At 74.6% G+C, this 15,051-nt stretch carries 12 protein-coding genes; 4 read left to right on the top strand and 8 right to left on the bottom strand.

The annotated features are described in order from the left end of the window. Positions 1–2 precede the first annotated feature (2 nt). From ACZ6ZI_RS26765 to hutU, 6 genes are all read right to left on the bottom strand, one after another. Complete coding sequence (locus ACZ6ZI_RS26765; RefSeq protein ID WP_469524794.1) at positions 3–1,121, bottom strand: COG1470 family protein; 1,119 nt, start codon at positions 1,119–1,121, stop codon at positions 3–5. A 16-nt stretch (positions 1,122–1,137) separates the two neighbouring features. Continuing rightward, entirely contained in the window at positions 1,138–1,827 is a 690-nt protein-coding gene (locus ACZ6ZI_RS26760) for an LPXTG cell wall anchor domain-containing protein (RefSeq protein ID WP_469524790.1), read from the bottom strand. Positions 1,828–2,089: 262 nt separating this feature from the next. Next, positions 2,090–3,268 (bottom strand): imidazolonepropionase, encoded by a 1,179-nt coding sequence (hutI, locus tag ACZ6ZI_RS26755; RefSeq protein ID WP_469524788.1) that lies wholly within the window; start codon positions 3,266–3,268, stop codon positions 2,090–2,092. A gap of 104 nt (positions 3,269–3,372) precedes the next feature. After that, on the bottom strand, positions 3,373–4,716 hold the full coding sequence (locus ACZ6ZI_RS26750; protein ID WP_469524787.1) for a formimidoylglutamate deiminase: 1,344 nt from the start codon (positions 4,714–4,716) through the stop codon (positions 3,373–3,375). Continuing rightward, positions 4,713–5,903, bottom strand: coding sequence for an allantoate amidohydrolase (locus ACZ6ZI_RS26745; RefSeq protein ID WP_469524916.1), 1,191 nt, complete (start codon positions 5,901–5,903; stop codon positions 4,713–4,715). The genes ACZ6ZI_RS26750 and ACZ6ZI_RS26745 overlap by 4 nt, the downstream gene beginning before the upstream one ends. Before the next feature lie 101 nt (positions 5,904–6,004). Then, positions 6,005–7,669 (bottom strand): urocanate hydratase, encoded by a 1,665-nt coding sequence (hutU, locus tag ACZ6ZI_RS26740; RefSeq protein ID WP_363055017.1) that lies wholly within the window; start codon positions 7,667–7,669, stop codon positions 6,005–6,007. A 104-nt stretch (positions 7,670–7,773) separates the two neighbouring features. On the opposite strand from hutU, the gene ACZ6ZI_RS26735 reads away from it, so the two are divergent. Further along, on the top strand, positions 7,774–9,123 hold the full coding sequence (locus ACZ6ZI_RS26735; protein WP_469524784.1) for a type III PLP-dependent enzyme domain-containing protein: 1,350 nt from the start codon (positions 7,774–7,776) through the stop codon (positions 9,121–9,123). Between the two features lie 17 nt (positions 9,124–9,140). Here ACZ6ZI_RS26735 and ACZ6ZI_RS26730 read toward each other — a convergent pair whose 3' ends face one another. After that, the gene (locus tag ACZ6ZI_RS26730; protein ID WP_363055162.1) at positions 9,141–9,983 is read right to left on the bottom strand and encodes a MurR/RpiR family transcriptional regulator; all 843 of its coding nucleotides are present in this window, start codon (positions 9,981–9,983) and stop codon (positions 9,141–9,143) included. Between the two features lie 175 nt (positions 9,984–10,158). On the opposite strand from ACZ6ZI_RS26730, the gene ACZ6ZI_RS26725 reads away from it, so the two are divergent. Then, positions 10,159–10,533 carry a hypothetical protein gene (locus tag ACZ6ZI_RS26725; RefSeq protein ID WP_469524782.1) on the top strand — a complete coding sequence of 125 codons (375 nt, stop codon included), beginning with the start codon at positions 10,159–10,161 and terminating at the stop codon, positions 10,531–10,533. Between the two features lie 591 nt (positions 10,534–11,124). Here the strand turns inward: ACZ6ZI_RS26725 and ACZ6ZI_RS26720 are convergent. Next, positions 11,125–12,510: a cystathionine beta-synthase gene (locus tag ACZ6ZI_RS26720; protein WP_469524914.1), complete on the bottom strand. Its 1,386-nt coding sequence runs from the start codon at positions 12,508–12,510 to the stop codon at positions 11,125–11,127. Between the two features lie 134 nt (positions 12,511–12,644). Between ACZ6ZI_RS26720 and ACZ6ZI_RS26715 the strand changes: the two genes are divergently transcribed. Continuing rightward, positions 12,645–13,688, top strand: coding sequence for an SGNH/GDSL hydrolase family protein (locus ACZ6ZI_RS26715; protein WP_469524780.1), 1,044 nt, complete (start codon positions 12,645–12,647; stop codon positions 13,686–13,688). A 139-nt stretch (positions 13,689–13,827) separates the two neighbouring features. Next, positions 13,828–15,048, top strand: a complete 1,221-nt coding sequence (locus tag ACZ6ZI_RS26710; RefSeq protein ID WP_363055021.1) for an acetyl-CoA C-acetyltransferase — start codon at positions 13,828–13,830, stop codon at positions 15,046–15,048. Positions 15,049–15,051: the final 3 nt, after the last annotated feature.

Below are 15,051 nucleotides of genomic sequence, written 5' to 3'. Positions count from 1 at the left end.
GCTCACCTGGTGGCTCCCGTCAGCTCGTGGTGCGGTACGTGGCGCCCCTCCCCGGGGGCCGGTCGGCGGTCGGCGTCGGCGCCCCGTCGGCGGCGGCTCCGGCGGGCGCGCAGGAGGGCCCGCCCGGCCGCGAGGGCCCCGCCGAGGGCGATCAGGCCGGCGCCGGCGCGGGCGGCGGGGGTTCCGGGCAGGAACCAGGCGGTGGTGCGGGCGCCGGCGGGGGCCGCGCCGGGGGCGGTGACCGTGAGGGTGAGGTCGACGCGGTCGAGCGCGGGGGCGTCCGGCCAGGGTTCCGTCAGCGCGAGCCGCCCGCCGGGCGGGAGCTCGACGGGCAGGGCGCGGGCGGCGGGGGCGGGGACGTCCCCGAGGCGGCCTCGGGCGGCCGGGGAGAGCACGGGGGCGGTGAGGACGACGTTGCCCCGGTTGACGAGGGTGTAGGCGACGACGGTGGAGGCGCCGCGACCGCGCACGGAGACCTCCTCGACGGTGAGGGCGGCCAGCGTCGGGCCGCCGACCCGCAGGTGGATCCGTACGCCGACCTCGCGGCCGGCCTCGCCGGCGACGACGACGGCGGGGTGGTCCCCGGGGGTGGAGGCGGGCGGCACGCTGACGGTGAAGGGGACCACGGCGCGGGTGCGGGGCGGGATCCGCACGGTGTCGGCGGCGAAGCCGATCCAGGACCCGGCCCCGGCCCCGCCCCCGTCGGGGCGCCCGGCGGGGGCATCGGCGGGGGCGTCGGCCCCGCGCAGGGTGACGACGCGTTCGCGGTCGGTGGTGTTGGTGAGCGCGAGGCGGTCCTCCAGCACGGTGCCGGGGGTGCCCGCGAGGTAGAAGTACGGGCGTACGGGCGTTCCGGGGCGCCCGCCGGCGGGTTCGGCGCTCCAGCCGGGCCCGTCGGCGGCGACCGCCGGCGCGGCGGCGAGCCCGAGCACCAGCCCGAGCGCGAGCCCTGGCGCGGCCCGGAGCCACGCGCGGAGCCTCGGCCCGGGACGGGCGGCCGTCCGGAGCGGGCCGCCGGACCGGGGCGAGGCACCGGGCGGGAACGCGGCGCCGGACGGGAGCGGGCCGCCGGACCGGAGCGCGGCGCCGGCGCGGTGGGGGCGGGTGGGGGGCTGGGGCATGGCCGGGCCGCTCCGTTCAGGACGGGTCGTGCCGGGGCCCGCGGCCGCGCCGGGTCAGCCAGAGCATCCCGGCGGCCCCGGAGAGCAGGACGGTGGCGCCGAGGGTGCCGAGGGCGAGGGCGGAGTCGGCGGGACCCGTCTGCGGGAGGGTGTCCCCCGGGACGGCGGAGCCGGGCGGGGGCGCGTCCTGGCCGCCGCCGGCCGCCGTGACCTCCAGTTCGAGGGAGGGCTTCGGGCTGTTGCCGGGGGTGCAGGTGGTGGTGGTCCCCATGGCCTTGATGGTCAGCACGCCGGCGGTGAAGGTGACCTTGCCGCTCTTCTTCGGGGTGTAGGTGCCCGAAAGGTCGGTGATCTTGATGGGAGTGTTGGCGGGGGCGGCCTCGGGATTGGGCGGCCCGGAGACCGGCACGGAGACCTTCTCGGCCCCGTCCGCCATGATCACGGCGCTGGGGTTCATCGCGCCCTTGCCGAGCTCGATGGGGCTGGAGGAGACGCCCTTCTGGAAGGACATCGTGAGCTTGTAGCCGTCGCCCTCCTTCACGGCCTTGATGTCGATGGGCGAGACCGCCGACTTGTCCCCGATGGGGGTCTGGCAGTTGTACTCGACGTCGACCACGTCGGCGTGGGCCGAGGGGGCGGCGAGCAGGACGGAGGCGACGGCGACGAGGGCCGGCGCGAGCGCGGTGGAGCGTTTGCGGTCGGACACCTTCGGCACTCCTCGGGCCACAAGTTACTGACGACACATCAGATCGGTGGCTCAAGGTACGCCCGGGGCGTTGAGGAGGGAAGACACGGGACGGGCCGGATCGACGGCCTGTCGGACGTACGGATTCCGGCCGCTCCGGGGCCTTCGGGCCGTGGCGACGGGCCCTCCCTGTGCGGGGACGGGCCCTCCCGGCGCGGCGACGGGCCCTCCCGGCGTGAGGGCCGCCGGCCCGAAGGCCCCCGGCCCCGGAGCGGTCGACGGGTCAGGCCGCGCGCACCCCGCGCTGCCAGACGGCGCGCACCAGCGGGACGCCCGGCCGGTAGGCGAGGTGGACGTGGCTCGGGGCGTCCAGCAGCGCGAGGTCCGCGCGGGCGCCGGGGGCGATCCGGCCGATGTCGGCGCGGCGCAGCGCGCGGGCGCCGCCGGCGGTGGCGGACCACAGGGCCTCGTCGGGGGTCATGCGCATGTCCCGGACGGCGAGGGCGATGCAGAACGGCATGGAACTCGTGTACGAGGAGCCGGGGTTGCAGTCCGTGGACAGGGCCACGGTGGCGCCCGCGTCGATCAGCCGGCGGGCGTCGGGCCACTGGGCGCGGGTGGAGAACTCGGCTCCGGGCAGGAGGGTGGCGACGGTGGTGTCGCGGGCCGAGGCGAGGGCGTCGACGTCGGCGTCGGTCAGGTGGGTGCAGTGGTCTGCGGAGGCGGCCTCCAGCTCCACGGCGAGCTGGACGCCGGGGCCGTACGAGAGCTGGTTGGCGTGCACGCGCGGGATCAGTCCGGCGGCGGCTCCGGCGGTGAGGATCGCGCGGGCCTGGTCTGCGTCGAAGGCGCCCTTCTCGCAGAAAACGTCCACCCAGCGCGCGTACGGGGCGCAGGCGCGGAGCATCTCGCCGGTGACGAGGTCGACGTAGCCGGCGGGGTCGTCGGCGTAGTCCGGGGAGACGATGTGCGCGCCGAGGTAGGTGACCTCCTCGGTGTGGGCGGCGGCGATGCGCAGGGCGCGGGCCTCGTCTGCGACGGTCAGGCCGTAGCCGGACTTCGTCTCGAAGGTGGTGGTGCCCTGGCGGCGCGCCTCGTCGAGGTGGCGCAGCAGGTTGGCCTCCAGTGCGGCGTCGGAGGCGGCGCGGGTGGCGGCGACCGTGGTGCGGATGCCGCCGGCGGAGTAGGCGCGGCCGGACATGCGGGCGTTGAACTCGGCGGTGCGGTCGCCGGCGAAGACGAGGTGCGAGTGGGAGTCCACGAAGCCGGGGATCAGGGCGCGGCCCTGCGCGTCGAAGCCCTCGTCCGCGGCCGGCGCCCGGTCGGCGGGGCCGACCCACACGACCTCGGCTCCGTCGATGACGACGGCCGCGTTCTCGATCAGGCCGAGGGGCGAGCCGTCGCCGAGGGCGGGGTCGTTGGTGACGAGGCTGCCGATGTGGGTGATGGCGGTGGTGGTCACGGGAGGTTCCTCTCAGAGCTGGGGTCCCGCCGCCCGGAGCCCTCCCCGTGGCCCGGCTCCGGGGAGGGCGCGGGCGGGGGAAGGGCCCGCCGCGGGCGGCGCGGTCAGGAGCGCAGGGCCGCGATGGCGGAGGCGAGGGCGGACGGGACGTCCTCGACCAGGGTGTGCCGGCCGTCGCGGACGATGTGGCGGCCCCCGACCACCGTGTGGCGGACGTCCGCGGCCGTCGCGGCGAACACGGCCGTCTCGGCGCCCAGCCGGGGCAGCGCCCCCGCCGTGCGGACGGAGTCCAGGGCGAGGGTGGTGAAGTCGGCGGGCGCGCCCGCTTCCAGGCGGCCGGCGTCGGGGCGGCCGAGGGCCGCGTGGCCGTCGGCGGAGGCGGCGGTGAGCAGCGCGTTCGCCGTCCAGTGGCCCCGGGTGTGGCTGCGCAGCCGTTCGTTCAGCTCCATCGCGCGGGCCTCTTCGAGGAGGTCGACGACGGCGTGGCTGTCGCTGCCGAGCGACAGCGGGCTGCCGGCCCGCTGGAGGCGTACGGCGGGGCCGATGCCGTCGGCGAGGTCGCGTTCGGTGGTGGGGCACATGCAGGTGCCGGTGCCGGTGCCGCCGATCAGGGCGATGTCGGCGTCGGTGAGGTGCGTGTTGTGGACGCCTGTGGTGCGCGGGCCGAGCACCCCGTGCTCGGACAGGAGCCGGGTGGGGGTGACGCCGTGGGCGGCCAGGCAGGCCTCGTTCTCGGCGGTCTGCTCCGAGAGGTGCACGTGCAGCGGTGCGCCCCGCTCGCGGGCCCATGCGGCGACGGTGGAGAGCTGGTCGGCCGGTACGGCCCGTACGGAGTGCACGGCCGCGCCGATCAGGGCGTGGTCGCGCGCCTTGAGGCCGGAGGCGCGTTCCGCCCAGGCGTCCGCGTCTCCGTCGGAGAAGCGCAGCTGGTGGGGGTTGGGGGCCTCGCCGAAGCCGGCGGCGAGGTAGGCGGTGTCGAGGAGGGTGATGCGGATGCCCGCGGCGGCGGCCGCCTCGATCAGGGCCTCGCCCATCGCGTTGGGGTCGGCGTACGGGGTCCCGTCGGGCGCGTGGTGGACGTAGTGGAACTCGCCGACGGCGGTGATGCCGGCGAGCGCCATCTCGGCGTAGGCGGCCCGCGCGAGGTCGAAGTAGGTGTCCGGGGTGAGGTTGCGGGCGATGCCGTACATGGTCTCGCGCCAGGTCCAGAACGTGCCGGAGCCGACCTGGACGGTGCCCCGCAGGGCCCGGTGGAAGGCGTGGGAGTGCGCGTTGGCCAGGCCCGGCAGGGTCAGGCCGCGCAGCACCTCGGCGCCGGGGGGCGGGGTGGCGGTGGCGGTGCGCACGGCGGCGACGCGGCCGTCGGCGGAGACCTCCAGGGCGACGCCCGGCTCGACGCGGTGGTCGAGCCAGGCGTGTTCCAGCCAGTACGTCTTGTGCGCGGTCACCGGCACGCGAGTCCTTCCAGTACGTCGGCGAGGGCGAGGACTCCGGCCACGCAGTCGTCCTCGGCGGCGAACTCCCGCGGGGAGTGGGAGACGCCGGTGGGGTTGCGTACGAACAGCATCGCGGTCGGGACGGCCGCGGAGAGGATGCCGGCGTCGTGTCCCGCCCCGGTGCCGAGGACGGGTACGGCGCCGCCCAGGACGCGGTTGATCTCGTCGCGCAGGGCGTGCTCGAACTCCACGACGGGGGTGAAGGACTCGCGGACGACGGCGAGGTCGATGCCGTCACGGTCGGCCTGTTCGCGGGCGGCCTTCTCGATGGCGGTGACGACGGTGTCGAGGGTGGCCTGGTCGGCGGCGCGGGAGTCGAGCCAGCCCCGGACGAGGGAGGGGATGGCGTTGACCCCGTTCGGTTCGACGGCGATCTTGCCGAAGGTGGCGACGGCGCCGGCGAGGGCGGCCTCGCGGCGGGCGGCGAGGACCGTCTCGGCGTAGGTGAGCATCGGGTCGCGCCGGTCCACGAGGCGGGTGGTGCCGGCGTGGTTGGCCTCGCCGTGGAAGTCGAAGCGCCAGCGGCCGTGCGGCCAGATCGCGGAGGCGATGCCGACGCGGTCCCCGGACAGGTCGAGGGCGCGGCCCTGTTCGACGTGGAGTTCGACGAAGGCGCCGATCCGGGCGAGGCGTTCGGGGTCGGGCCCGATCGCCTCGGGGTCGTACCCGGCGGCCTCCATGGCCTGCGGGAGGCTGACGCCGTCGCCGTCGCGCAGCTCGTACGCCTTCTCCTTGGTCAGCTGTCCGGCGGCGAGTCGGGAGCCGACGCAGGCGAGGCCGAAGCGGGCGCCCTCCTCGTCGCCGAAGTTGGTGATGGCCAGCGGTCGCGTCGGGCGGGCGCCGCGGGCGCGCAGCTCGTCCAGGGCGGCGAAGGAGGACACCACGCCGAGGGGGCCGTCGAAGGCCCCGCCGTCGGGGACGGAGTCCAGGTGCGAGCCGGTGACGACGGCGTCGCCGGCGAGGGGGTCGCCGAGCCAGGCCCACTGGTTGCCGTTGCGGTCGACCTCGTACGTCAGACCGCGCGCCCGTGCCTGGTCGCGGAACCAGGCCCGGCAGTCGGCGTCGGCGCCGGTCCAGGCGTGGCGGCGGTACCCGCCGGAGTCGGGGTGGCGGCCGATGGGGGCGAGGTCGTTCCACATGGTGTGGAAGCCGGGGCGGGCCCGGTCGAAGCCCGCCGCCCCCGCCCCCGGGGCCCCGGAGGGGGCGCCGGGGGCGGGGGCGGCGTCGCGGCCGGTGTCGCTCACGCGGTGTCACCCTCGCGCATCGGGACGCGGACGCCGAGGTCGTCGGCGACGTTCTCGGCGATGTCGTAGCCGGCGTCGACGTGGCGGATGACGCCCATGCCGGGGTCGTTGGTCAGCACGCGGCGGATCTTCTCGCCGGCCAGCGGGGTGCCGTCGGCGACCGTGACCTGGCCCGCGTGGATGGAACGGCCCATGCCGACGCCGCCGCCGTGGTGGATGGAGACCCAGGAGGCGCCGGAGGCCACGTTGACCATGGCGTTGAGCAGCGGCCAGTCGGCGATCGCGTCGGAGCCGTCGAGCATGGCCTCGGTCTCGCGGTACGGGGAGGCCACCGAGCCGCAGTCGAGGTGGTCGCGGCCGATCGCGAGGGGCGCGGCGAGGGTGCCGTCGGCGACCATGTCGTTGAAGCGCTCGCCGGCCCGGTCGCGCTCGCCGTAGCCGAGCCAGCAGATGCGGGCGGGCAGGCCCTGGAAGTGGACGCGCTCGCCGGCCATCTTGATCCAGCGGTGCAGGGACTCGTTCTCGGGGAACAGCTCCAGCATCGCCTTGTCGGTCTTGTGGATGTCCGAGGCCTCGCCGGACAGGGCGGCCCACCGGAAGGGGCCCTTGCCCTCGCAGAACAGCGGGCGGATGTAGGCGGGGACGAAGCCGGGGAAGGCGAAGGCGCGGTCGTAGCCGGCCAGCTGGGCCTCGCCGCGGATGGAGTTGCCGTAGTCGAAGACCTCGGAACCGGCGTCCATGAAGCCGACCATGGCCTCGACGTGGCGGGCCATCGACTCGCGGGCGCGGGTGGTGAAGCCGGCCGGGTCCTTGGCGGCGGCGTCGGCCATGTCCTCGAAGGCGACGCCGACGGGCAGGTACGACAGCGGGTCGTGGGCGGAGGTCTGGTCCGTCACGATGTCGATGGGGGCGCCTTCCGCGAGCAGCTGCGGGAGGAGTTCGGCGGCGTTGCCGAGCAGGCCGATGGAGAGCGGCTTGCGCGCGTCGCGGGCCTCGACGGCCAGCTGGAGGGCGTGGCGCGGGTTGTCGGCCTTGACGTCCAGGTAGCGGTGCTCGATGCGGCGCTCGATGGCGCGCGGGTCGACGTCGATGCAGATGGCGACGCCGTCGTTCATCGTCACGGCCAGCGGCTGGGCGCCGCCCATGCCGCCGAGGCCGGCGGTGAGGGTGATGGTGCCGGCGAGGGTGCCGCCGAACTTCTTGGCGGCGACCGCCGCGAAGGTCTCGTAGGTGCCCTGGAGGATGCCCTGGGTGCCGATGTAGATCCACGAACCGGCGGTCATCTGGCCGTACATGGTCAGGCCGAGGTGCTCCAGGCGGCGGAACTCCTCCCAGTTGGCCCAGTCACCGACCAGGTTGGAGTTGGCGAGCAGGACGCGCGGGGCCCACTCGTGGGTCTGCATCACGCCGACCGGGCGACCGGACTGGACGAGCATGGTCTCGTCCTGCTTGAGGGTCCGCAGGGTGCGCACCATCGCGTCGTACGAGCGCCAGTCGCGCGCCGCCTTGCCGGTGCCGCCGTAGACGACGAGCTTGTCGGGGTGCTCGGCGACCTCGGGGTCGAGGTTGTTCTGCAGCATGCGCAGGGCGGCCTCCTGCTGCCATCCCAGGGTGCTGAGCTCGGTGCCTCGCGCGGCCCGTACGGGGCGGGGTCCTGACATGGCGGGTGCCTCCTCCGATGTTGGTCAATCCATTCACATCCTCTCCGGATGAATAGATCCAGTCAACAGCTGCGGGCGGGTCCGCCCGATGATGGGATGCGGACATGCCATCCGAGACGCACGACCCCGGCGCCGAAACCACCGCGCGCCGCGACCGGGCCGTACGGGCCGCCGTGGAAGCGGGCCTGCTCGACGCGGAGCCCGTGACCTGCCTCCTGGACGTGGCGGGCGTACGGGCCTCCGCCGCCGCCCTCACCGACGCGTTCGCCGCGCACCTGGCCCCCGGCACCCCGGTGCTGCACGCCTTCGCCGTCAAGGCCTGTCCCCTGGTCCCCGTCCTGCGCCTGCTCGCCGACGCCGGGCTCGGCTGCGAGGTGGCCGGCCCCGGCGAACTGGCCCTGGCCCGCGCGGCTGGCCTCCCGGCGGAGCGGATCGTGCTGGACTCGCCCGCCAAGACACCGGAAGAACTGCGCGGGGCGCTGGCCCTGGGCGTCGCCGTCAACGCCGACAACCGCCAGGAGCTGGAGCGCCTCGACGCGCTGGTGGCGGCGGCCCCGACCACGTCCCCGATCGGGGTGCGGATCAACCCCCAGACCGGCGCCGGCGCCATCGACGCCCTGTCGACGGCCACCGCCACGTCCAAGTTCGGGATCGCCCTGCGCGACCCCGGCGCCCGCGCGTGGCTCGTGGAGGCCTTCGTACGCCGCCCCTGGCTGACCCGGCTGCACGTCCACTCGGGCTCGCAGGGGGTACCGCTCCCGCTGATCGCCGAAGGGGTGCGGGAGCTGCACGCGCTCGCCGAGGAGATCAACACGGCGGTCGGACACCGCCGAGTCGACACCCTCGACATCGGCGGCGGCCTGCCCGTCGACTTCGCCTCCGACGCGCCCGATCCGACGTACGCCCGGTACGTCCGGACCCTGCGCGAGGCGGTACCGGCCCTGTTCGACGGCTCGTACGGCCTGGTCACCGAGTTCGGCCGGTCACTGCTGGCCAAGCACGGCACGGTGCTGGCGCGCGTGGAGTACACGAAGGTGACGGGAGGGCGCCCCATCGCCGTGACCCACGCCGGCGTCCAGCTGGCCACCCGCACCGTGTACGCCCCGCGGTCCTGGCCGCTGCGGGTCCTGCCGTACGACGCGAAGGGCTCCCCGAAGACCGGCCCCCTCCTCGCGCAGGACGTCGCGGGCCCGGCCTGCTTCGCCGGGGACCTGCTGGCCACCGCCCGGGAGCTGCCGGAGCTCGCGCCGGGCGACGTCATCGCCCTGCCGGACACGGGCGCCTACTTCTTCACCGCCCACTACGGCTACAACAGCCTGCCGCGCCCGGCCGTGCACGGGTTCACCACCGCCCCGCCCGACGGGGTCCGCTTCGCCCCGGTCCGGCCGGCGCAGTCCACGGCCTCCCTCGTCGAGGAGGCGGGCGGCGCCTTCGCCGACGCCCTGCTGACCTGACCCGCCGACCCGCCGACCTACTCCACGAACAGCCCGCGGGCCGCGGCCCGGGCGTCGAAGGCCTCCAGTCGGGCCTGGGCGTCCGGGAGCGCGTCCGCCATGGCCTCCAGCAGCACCCGGCCCAGCAGCATCGGCGCGCACGCCGTGTCAAAGGCCAGACCGGTGCCGACGGGCGCCGGGATCAGCAGGTCGGAGTACCGGGCCACCGGGGCGAACGCCGAGTCGGCGACCGTCACCACCGTCAGCCCCGCCCCCCGCGCGTGCTCCAGGGCCTCGACGACCTCGCGGGGGTGTCGGGGCAGGGCGAAGCAGATCAGCGCCGAGGCCCCGGCGCCGGCCGCCGCGTCGATCCGGTCGGCGAGCATAGAGCCGCCCTCGTCGAGGAGCCGCACGTCGGGGTGCACCTTCCCGGCGAAGTACGCGAACCCGCGCGCCTGCGAGGACGCCGCCCGCAGCCCGAGCACCGGCAGCGGCGCGGAAGCGGCGAGCAGCCGGCCGGCCTCCTCGACGGGCGTCGGGTCGGCGAGCATCGCCGAGAGCCGGCGCAGGTTCTCGATCTCGCCCTCGACGGCCTGCTGGTACTCGTTGTACGCCTCCTCGCGCACCGGCTCCGGCCGCCCGGCGGGCGCCACCTCGCGCAGGTGCCGGCGCAGCGCGGGGTACCCGTCGAACCCCAGGGCCACCGCGAAGCGGGTCACCGAGGGCTGGCTCACGCCGGCCAGTTCGGCCAGTTCCACGCTCGACAGGAACGGCACCTCCGCGGCCCCGCGCACCATGCAGTGCGCGATCCGCCGCTGTGTCGGCGTCAGCCGGTGTCCCTCGAACAGCTTCTGCAGCCGCGCGGCCGGGCTGTCGCTCATGGCGCTCATGGCGCTCCCCTCCGTCCCGTCCCCGGTGAGATATTCACTCACGGTGCACTCTGCATGTGGTTATGCAGCTCGGCAAGCCGCGCCCGCGATCCGGGACGCCCGGAGCACGGCGATAGGGGGGCTAACCCCAGTGCCCGGCGCCGCGGGCGTTCCTACGGTGGAGGGCATGACAGCCGACTCGCCGCAGGCCCAGGAGCTGAAGAAGGAACTCGTCGCGACCCTCGACGCCCGGCGCGAGCTCGGGCCGGAGTACGAGCCCGCGCTCGTGGAGTCGTTCGTCGAGAAGGTCGACACGCAGGTGCGACGCCGCCTCGCCGAGGAACGGCTGTCGTCCGCGCGGGGCGGTGGCGCCGCGTCCTGGGCGGCGCAGGGCGGCCTCGCCGAACGCTTCGGCTTCGCGGTGGTGACCCTGGTCCTGGCCGTCCCGCTCTCCGCCATCGGCGCCGCGCAGGCGGGCCTGGGCGGCCTGCTGGTCGCCTGGGCGGGCATCGTGGGCGTCAACCTGGCCCACACGGGCCGCCTGCGCCGCCGGGGCGAGTGAGCCGAAGGGGCGCGCCGGGGGAACAGCCCCGAACGCGCGGAGGAAACCGCGAGGAACGAGCGGTTTTCGAGCACGTACGGGGCTGTGAGCCCGGCTTTTGCGCCCCGGAGGCGAACCGAGCCCCGCGAAAAAGGGGAACGAGCGGTTTTCGAGCACGTGCGGGGCTGTGAGCCCGGCTTTTGCGCCCCGGAGGCGAACCGCCCCGCAAAAAAAGGGGAACGAGCGGTTTTCGAGCACGTACGGGGCTGTGAGCCCGGCTTTTGCGCCCCGGAGGCGAACCGAGCCCCAAAAGAAGGAGGCGGGGACCGCCGCACCCCCGGCCTGGGCCGGGGGGCGGGACGACGGCGGTCCCCGCGAGGGACACGGGCCGGGTCAGGGCCGTCCGCGTCCGTGACGTCCGCGGGTTCCGGGAGCCGCTCCGGAGGCCACGCAAGCGCCGCTCGTGGTGTCGGCCGGGCCGGGTTTCCCGGTGTTCCCCGCCGACATCCACCACTGTGCCCCGGCCGTGTTAAGCCGGTGCTGCCGCCACGTGTCGGCTCCGTACCGTTCGCGCGAACGGTACGGCGGGCCGGCCCGGGCCGGGGCGGGTGACTACTTCGCGCCCTTGGCGAGGAAGGCCAGGAGGTCCTGGCGGCTGACGACGCCGGTCGGCTTGCCCTCGACGAGCACGATGGCGGCGTCGGCCTCGCCGAGGACCCCCATGAGTTCGGAGACGGGCTCGCCGGAGCCGACCTGCGGCAGCGGCGCGCTCATGTGCTTCTCCAGCGGGTCGCCGAGGGAGGCGCGCTGGGCGAAGAGCGCCGCGAGGAGTTCCTTCTCGACGACGGATCCGATGACCTCGGCGGCCATGACGTCGGGGTGGCCGGCGCCGGGCTTGACGATCGGCATCTGGGAGACGCCGTACTCGCGCAGCACCTCGATGGCCTGGCCGACGGTCTCCTCGGGGTGCATGTGCACCAGGGAGGGGATGCCGCCGTCCTTGTCGGCGAGGACGGCGCCGATGCGGGCCGCGGGGCCGGCCTCCTCCAGGAAGCCGTGGCCGGCCATCCACTCGTCGCTGAAGATCTTGCTGAGGTAGCCGCGGCCGCTGTCGGGGAGCAGGACGACGACGACGTCGTCGGGGCCGAGGCCCTCGGCGGCGCGGAGCGCGGCGACGACCGCCATGCCGCAGGAGCCGCCGACGAGGAGGCCCTCCTCCTTCGCGAGGCGGCGGGTCATCTGGAAGGAGTCCTTGTCGGACACCGGGATGATCTCGTCGGTGACGTCGGGGTCGTAGGCGGTGGGCCAGAAGTCCTCGCCGACGCCCTCGACGAGGTACGGGCGGCCGGATCCGCCGGAGTAGACCGAGCCCTCGGGGTCGGCGCCGATGACCTTGACCTTGCCGCCGGACGCCTCCTTGAGGTAGTTGCCGGTGCCGGAGATGGTGCCGCCGGTGCCGACGCCCGCGACGAAGTGAGTGATCTTCCCCTCAGTCTGTTCCCACAGCTCGGGACCGGTCGTCTCGTAGTGCGAACGGGGGTTGTTCGGGTTGCTGTACTGGTCGGGCTTCCAGGCGCCCGGCGTCTCGCGCACGAGGCGGTCCGAGACGTTGTAGTACGAGTCCGGGTGCTCGGGGTCGACGGCGGTCGGGCAGACGACGACCTCGGCGCCGTAGGCGCGCAGCACGTTGATCTTGTCCAGGGACACCTTGTCAGGGCAGACGAAGATGCACTTGTAGCCCTTCTGCTGGGCCACGATGGCGAGTCCGACACCCGTGTTTCCGCTGGTCGGCTCCACGATGGTGCCCCCGGGCCTGAGCGCACCGCTCTGCTCGGCGGCCTCGATCATCCGGATGGCGATGCGGTCCTTCACGGAACCGCCGGGGTTGAAGTATTCGACCTTCGCCAGAACGGTGGCCTGAAGGCCTTCGGTCACACGGTTGAGCTTCACCAGCGGGGTGTTGCCGACGAGGCTGATCATCGAGTCGTGGAATTGCACCATGTTCTCCAAGGAGGGGACTCCACGGGTTCTCCGGGAGGTCCGGCCAGAGTATGCGGAAAGGGATTGACCGACCGTCCGTACGGGGCAGGTAGGTCAACAACGCCAGACAGGGAAGCGAGGTGGCCTGAAGGGTGTCCAGGGCGAGAACGGCCCGCCGGATCGCGGCGGGGGCAGCGTACGGCGGGGGCGGACTCGGGCTGGTCGGCGTGGCCACGGTCGGGCTGGTGCTGGCGGAGGTGCAGTTCGCGAAGCGCACGGTGGGGACGGGGCTGCCGGACCCGCCGCGCGCGGACGGGCTGTACGGGAGCGAGTTCGGCGGGCCGGAGCTGAGTCCGGGCCCGCTGCGCATGGGCATGCTGGGCGACTCCACGGCGGCCGGGCTGGGCGTGCGGCGGGCCCGTCAGACCCCGGGCGCGCTGTTGGCCTCGGGCTTGGCGGCGGTCGCGGAGCGGCCGGTGGAGCTGCGCAACGTGGCGCTGTCGGGCGCGATGTCCGACGACCTGGACCGTCAGGTGGGGCTGCTGCTGGACGGCGGCGGGCCGGTCCCCGACGTGTGCGTGATCATGATCGGGGCGAACGACGTGACGCGGCGGATGCCGCTGACCCAGTCGGTGCGGCTGCTGACGGCGGCGGTACGGCGCCTGCGGCTGGCCGGGTCGGAGGTGGTGGTCGGGACCTGTCCGGACCTGGGCACGATCGAGCCGGTGTACCAGCCGCTGCGGTGGATGGCCCGGCGCGTGTCGCGGCAGCTGGCGGCCGCGCAGACGATCGGCGTGGTCGCGCAGGGCGGGCGGACGATCTCGATGGGCGACCTGTTGGGCCCGGAGTTCGCGGCGAACCCGCGCGAGATGTTCGGTCCGGATTCCTACCACCCGTCGGCGGAGGGCTACGCGACCGCCGCGATGGCGGTGCTGCCGACGCTGTGCGCGGCGCTGGGCCTGTGGCCGGAGTCGGACCGGCTCGACGTGTCCCGGGACGAGGACATGCTGCCGGTGGCCAAGGCGGCGTCGGCCGCGGCCGGCGAGGCGGGCACGGAGGTCACGGGTGCCCGCGGGGCTTGGGCCCTGCTCAAGCACCGCCGCAGGCGGCGGGTTCCGGCCGAGGAGCTGCCCGAGCCGGCGACGACCGGTCCGGCGGGCGCCCCGGGCCCGGCGCCGCTCCAGGAATCCGCCTGAGGGGCGGTTCGCGCCGGCCCGCGACCGCCCGCCCGGTCGGGCGGAGCGACCGGCATCACACGCCCGGGCCGGTGACCTCGACCGTACGGGGCGGTAACTTCGCATGCGGTCCCGCAACGACGCACCCCTTGGAGTCCCGATGCCCGAAGCCGTCATCGTTTCCACCGCCCGCTCTCCCATCGGGCGCGCCGGCAAGGGGTCCCTCAAGGACGTCCGCCCGGACGACCTGACCGCGACGATCATCCAGGCCGCGCTGGCCAAGGTTCCCGAGCTGGACCCGCGCCAGATCGACGACCTGATGCTCGGCTGCGGTCTGCCGGGCGGCGAGCAGGGCCACAACCTGGCCCGCATCGTGGCCGTGCAGATGGGCATGGACTACCTGCCGGGCACCACGATCACCCGTTACTGTTCCTCCTCGCTCCAGACCTCCCGGATGGCGCTGCACGCCATCAAGGCGGGCGAGGGCGACGTCTTCATCTCCGCGGGCGTCGAGACGGTCTCCCGGTTCGCGAAGGGCTCCTCGGACGGCCTGCCGGACACCCACAACCCGCTGTTCGGCGACGCGGAGGCCCGTACGGCCGCGGTCGCGCAGAGCGAGGGTTCGTCCTGGCGCGACCCGCGCGAGGACGGCCTGGTCCCGGACGCCTACATCTCGATGGGGCAGACCGCGGAGAACCTGGCCCGTCTGAAGGGCGTGACCCGTCGGGACATGGACGAGTTCGGCGTCCGTTCGCAGAACCTGGCCGAGGAAGCCATCAAGAACGGGTTCTGGGCCCGCGAGATCACCCCGGTGACCACCCCGGACGGCACGGTCGTCTCCAAGGACGACGGCCCGCGCGCCGGCGTGACGCTGGAGGGCGTCGAGGGCCTCAAGCCCGTCTTCCGCCCGGACGGCCTGGTCACGGCCGGCAACTGCTGCCCGCTGAACGACGGCGCCGCCGCGCTGGTCATCATGAGCGACACGAAGGCCCGGGAGCTGGGTCTGACCCCGCTGGCCCGCATCGTCTCGACGGGTGTCACCGGCCTCTCCCCCGAGATCATGGGCCTGGGCCCGGTCGAGGCGTCGAAGCAGGCCCTGAAGCGGGCCGGGCTGACCGTCGGCGACATCGACCTGTTCGAGATCAACGAGGCCTTCGCGGCGCAGGTCATCCCGTCCTACCGGGACCTGGAGATCCCGCTGGACAAGCTGAACGTCAACGGCGGGGCCATCGCCGTGGGTCACCCCTTCGGGATGACCGGCGCCCGCCTCACCGGCACGCTGATCAACAGCCTCCAGTTCCACGACAAGCAGTTCGGCCTGGAGACGATGTGCGTGGGCGGCGGCCAGGGCATGGCGATGGTGATCGAGCGGCTGAGCTGAGCC

It is taken from the genome of Streptomyces sp. NPDC103540 (genome assembly GCF_055584445.1).
This window is presented reverse-complemented; position numbering and strand designations above follow the sequence as displayed.

Coding starts and splice junctions, on each gene's coding strand:
- ACZ6ZI_RS26745 (WP_469524916.1), bottom strand. CDS start 5,903: ATGTGGAACGACCTCGCCCCCATCGGCCGCCACCCCGACTCCGGCGGG.
- hutU (WP_363055017.1), bottom strand. CDS start 7,669: ATGTCAGGACCCCGCCCCGTACGGGCCGCGCGAGGCACCGAGCTCAGC.
- ACZ6ZI_RS26710 (WP_363055021.1), top strand. CDS start 13,828: ATGCCCGAAGCCGTCATCGTTTCCACCGCCCGCTCTCCCATCGGGCGC.
- ACZ6ZI_RS26735 (WP_469524784.1), top strand. CDS start 7,774: ATGCCATCCGAGACGCACGACCCCGGCGCCGAAACCACCGCGCGCCGC.
- ACZ6ZI_RS26730 (WP_363055162.1), bottom strand. CDS start 9,983: ATGAGCGACAGCCCGGCCGCGCGGCTGCAGAAGCTGTTCGAGGGACAC.
- ACZ6ZI_RS26765 (WP_469524794.1), bottom strand. CDS start 1,121: ATGCCCCAGCCCCCCACCCGCCCCCACCGCGCCGGCGCCGCGCTCCGG.
- ACZ6ZI_RS26725 (WP_469524782.1), top strand. CDS start 10,159: ATGACAGCCGACTCGCCGCAGGCCCAGGAGCTGAAGAAGGAACTCGTC.